This is a genomic window from Magnetococcales bacterium (genome assembly GCA_015231925.1).
Classification (GTDB): domain Bacteria; phylum Pseudomonadota; class Magnetococcia; order Magnetococcales; family JADGAQ01; genus JADGAQ01.
This window is the reverse complement of sequence record JADGAQ010000268.1, coordinates 1-4478: the sequence shown is the minus strand read 5'-3', so window position 1 is coordinate 4478 and position 4478 is coordinate 1. Positions and strand designations below refer to the sequence as shown.

Annotated in this window: 1 protein-coding gene and 2 pseudogenes; all 3 read left to right on the top strand. The window is 52.8% G+C overall.

All coding sequences use genetic code 11. The features are described 5' to 3' along the window. Positions 1-2395: restriction endonuclease (locus HQL56_18495; GenBank protein MBF0311506.1), on the top strand; the 2395-nt coding region annotated here is incomplete at its 5' end. 272 nt (positions 2396-2667) lie between these two features. After that, a pseudogene (locus tag HQL56_18490) lies at positions 2668-3855 on the top strand (AAA family ATPase). Then, positions 3852-4418 (top strand): annotated as a pseudogene (locus tag HQL56_18485) (DUF4276 family protein). The pseudogenes HQL56_18490 and HQL56_18485 overlap by 4 nt, the downstream one beginning before the upstream one ends. The last annotated feature ends 60 nt before the right edge of the window (positions 4419-4478 follow it).

Below are 4478 nucleotides of genomic sequence, written 5' to 3'. Positions count from 1 at the left end.
TGTCGAAAAGCCCTACTCCTCTCCCTATATTGCCCGTGAAAGCCAATCCGAGTGGGTGCCCCAGGAACTGGAATCCGCCATCGATTCGTATCCTGAAATTGTGAAGAAAGCCATCTCCCAGGCGGAAGCGAACGGACAGACCGAGGTTTTGCTCCCGGGTGAGGCTCAAGCCATTTCCCTGGAGCAGGCAAAGGTCCGGCTGGCGGATTTGGAAAAGCTGAATGCATGTGCGAAAACAGTTTCCTCGAAAGCCGGAAAACAGGATGGCATGAAGAAAAAATTGGGTCTGGTAGTTAAACCCAATATTGACCAACTGGACTATGAGGAGACGGCCAATGCCTTTGTGGGTAATAAACTGCCGCCACCCCGATTGCCTAGCATGAAACCGGGTATTCAGCTGAAGGAGCACCAGTTGCAGGGGCTCTCCTGGCTGCAACATCGCTTCGATTCAGGGAAGGAGAGATTCCGGGGCATCATGCTGGCGGATGATATGGGCTTGGGCAAGACGGTGCAGATTCTGGCCTTTTTGGCCTCCCTGCTGGAAAAGAGGGCTGTGCAGGAGCCGTTTCTGGTAGTGGCACCAGTCGCTCTCCTGGATAACTGGCGGGAGGAGATTGACAAATTTTTTCCAACAGGCACCTTTGAACTGTCGGTGCTTTATGGCAAGGAACTGGAGAGCAAACGACTTTCCCAGGCAGATATTGACGAACAATTGCGCGGGCACGGCATCACCCGGCTTCTGCGCAAGGACTGGTTGGGGTCGGCCAATCTGGTATTGACCACTTATGAGACGTTGCGGGATCTGGAATTTTCCCTCGCGGCGCAGCCTTGGTCCGTCATGGTTTGCGACGAGGCACAAAAGATCAAGAATCCCAATGTGTTGGCTACACGGGCGGCCAAAAAACAGCAGGTCCATTTTCGTATTGCCTGTACTGGCACACCCGTGGAAAATACCCTGGTTGATCTTTGGTGTCTATTCGACTTCTTTCAGCCCGGCAAGCTGGGTTCACTTAGAGATTTTGGTGGTTATTACCGGCGACCCATCGAAGCGAAAACCGAGGAGGAGAACAACCGGGTAAAAGAATTGAGGGCTTTTATTGAACCCTTCATTCTACGCCGTACCAAGGAGGAAGTGGCCAGGGATCTGCCGCGTAAAATGGAGGATGAGTCCTGTCGTACATTGGAAATTTCCCCAAGGCAGCGTGAGCTTTACGCGAAAGCCGTTGCCGATTTCCGGCGTCAGGCGGCAGGCGAAGAAAGAGCCGCTGCTGCGCTAACCACCTTGCACCGCGTGCGCCAGATTTGTTCTGACCCCACCGAAGTGGGAGAAAAGTCCGATCGGATAGCCATTGCCGTGCTTGAGCGGGATTCTCCCAAGATGAGATGGCTGTTGAGCCAGTTGGCCTCCATTCGCGACAAGGGAGAGAAGGTCATTGTTTTTTGCGAATTCAAAGACCTGCAGCGCACCTTGCAACGAGCCGTTCGGGAGCGGTTGGACATCCATGCCGATATCGTCAACGGCGATACGGCGGTTTCCGCAGAAGGGGCTCGCAGCCGACATCAACGCATCCGGGCTTTTCAACAGAGAGCTGGGTTTGGGGTGATCATTCTTTCGCCACTGGCCGTAGGTTTCGGCGTGAATATCCAGGCTGCCAATCACGTGATACACTTCACCCGCTCCTGGAACCCGGCCAGGGAGGATCAGGCCACCGACCGCGCCTATCGTATCGGCCAGACAAGGGATTGTCATGTCTATTGCCCTACGGTGGTTGCCCAGGATTTCAGAACATTCGATGTTGAACTCGACCGGCTGCTGCAACATAAGCGTAAATTGTCCAAGGATATGCTGAATGGAACGGGAGGTATCTCTCCTTCCGATTTCATGAACGATTTTCAAGGGCCTGAGGGAAAACCCTTTTTTGATGATTGTGAACTGAATTTGGCCGATGTGGAGAAGCAGAAGGGAAGTGCCTTTGAGATATTTTGCGCATTGCTTTGGGAAAAACAGGGATTTGTAACCCGGCAAACCGGCAAGCCCGGGGATGGCGGGGTGGATGTTGTGGCTTGGCGCGACAAGAACGGCGTTTTGATCCAGTGTAAAAGTTCGGGCAACAAGGAGAAGAAGCTGGATTGGGAGGCGGTAAAGGATGTCGTTACGGGTGCAGCCTATTACGAGAGAATGTATCCAGGAGTGAGTTTCAAACAGATGGCGATTACCCATGGAAAGTTCAACTCTGGAGCCCATGAACAGGCGGCTCTTAACGGCGTGAAACTGGTTGAAGGGAAGGAGCTAGCGCAGCTACTGGAGCAGTTTCCGGTGAGACGTAGCGAGATGGACGCGCGACAATTGCCAGGCTGGAACCTCCGGAAAGAGGCTCGAAAGGATCCAAGTTGACGGTTTGTGAATGTCATCGTCTATATTATACTTTTAGTATGCACTATACCATTAATTTTGTTAATATACAAAGGAATATGGTAACTATTCAGGGATCTGGGCAGTGCGACATGACGGAGTCAACAGCGAAAGGAAAAGTCCCAGGGGTGCCCCCTGAACCCCATGGGGTTGGAAGTCAACAGCAAAAGGAAGAATCCCAGGGCGCTGCCCTGGACCCGTTTGGGGGGATAATCCCCCCAAACCCCCATATACCTGAACAGATACGCAATATGATGCGCATCGAGTCCATAATTATCCGTAACTATCGTCTCTTTCGGGATGCCAGCATCACGAATATTCCGGAATTGTGCGTTTTGGTAAGGGCGAACGGTACGGGCAAGTCGACTTTGTTCGATATTTTTTCTTTTTTTGAAAGACGCTTTGAGCCTGAATGTCGACAAGGCAGTTGCCAAACGGGGTGGATTTCGGGAACTGGCCACTCGTGGTTACGAACGAGAAGTCATCGAGCTGACCTTTCAGTTCCGCCTGGACCTCACCGGTTGCGAACGGCTGGTCAGTTATTATCTGAAAATTGAACCGGGGCAGTCGGGGCGCCCCGTTATTGCTCGGGAGATTTTGCGCTACAAACGGGGCCGTCATGGCAAGCCTTTTCATTATCTTGATTTTTCTCAGGGCAAGGGCTTTGCCATTACCAATGAAGAAGATTTCTCGAAACCGGAGCAAGCCCTGCATCGGGAAACGCAGGAGCTGGCTGGTTCGGATATCCTGGCTATCAAGGGGTTGGGTCAGTTTGACCGCTTCAAAGCGGCTCGGGAATTACGGGCCATGCTGGAAAACTGGTACATTTCCGATTTCCACATTGCCGGGGCCCGTCCCAGTCAGGAGGGGGGTACGCCGAACATCTTTTGACACGCGGAGACAATCTTCCCTTGGTTGCTAATTATCTTCTTGAATACCATCGGGATCGTTTCGAAAAGGTCTTGCAGGCCATGAGATGACGGGTTCCGGGAGTGGAGGTGGTCGATGCCAAATCGACGGAGGATGGGCGCCTGGTACTGCGTTTTCAGGATGGCAGCTTCAAGGATCCATTTATGGCCCGCCATGTTTCGGATGGCACCATCAAGATGTTCGCTTATCTGGTGCTGTTGCATGATCCGACTCCCTTTCCGCTTCTGGCGGTGGAAGAGCCTGAAAATCAACCCTATCCCGAGTTGCTGGTGGAATTGGCGGAAGAATTTCGTGATTATGCCGCACGCGGTGGGCAGGTCTTCATCTCCACCCATTCTCCGGATTTTCTGAATGCCCTCTCTCTGGAGGAGATCTTCTGTTTGAAAAAAGAAAACGGATTCGAAACGCTTTCCCGAGTGGTCGATTCGGAATTGCTGAAGGGGTTGGTTGAAGCAGGTGATCTGCCGGGTTATCTCTGGCGTCAGGGCCTCTTTCCCGGGGTGAACCGATGAAGGAGAGGGTGGTCTTTCTCCTCGAAGAACCGGCGATACAGGTGTTTCTGGAAGGGCTGTTGCCGCGTTTTTTTCCCGATCTGATTTTTCAGTGTGTGGCCCATCAAGGAAAGACCGATCTGGATCGCAGTGTTCCACGCAAGCTTTCCGCCTGGAAGGAACCAGGAGTCCGTTTTGTGATCCTCCGTGATTCCGATCAGAGTGATTGTCGTCTCCTCAAGGCAGCGTTGACCCAAAAATGTCGCCAGTCTGGCAGAGACGATATCCTGATTCGCTTGGTGTGCCAGGAATTGGAAAGCTGGTATCTTGGCGATCTGGCCGCTCTGGAACAGGCTTTCCCAGGCAACAGGGTTGATACCCCAACTCATCGTATACGGTTCTCTGATCCGGACTTATGGGTCAAACCATCCCGGGAAGTATCGCGTCTTGCTTGACATGTTCCGAAAAATGCGGCTGCACGCTGCCTTTCCGGGCTGCTGCATCGGGAAAACAATACCTCGCACAGCTTCCGGATTTTCCTTTCCGGACTGGAGCGAATTCTCCATGAACCGGTTCTCCCATAAGCAGCAGGAATGACCATGACCGACACGACCGCTTCCCCGGATGCCCCCCGCTGGGATCTC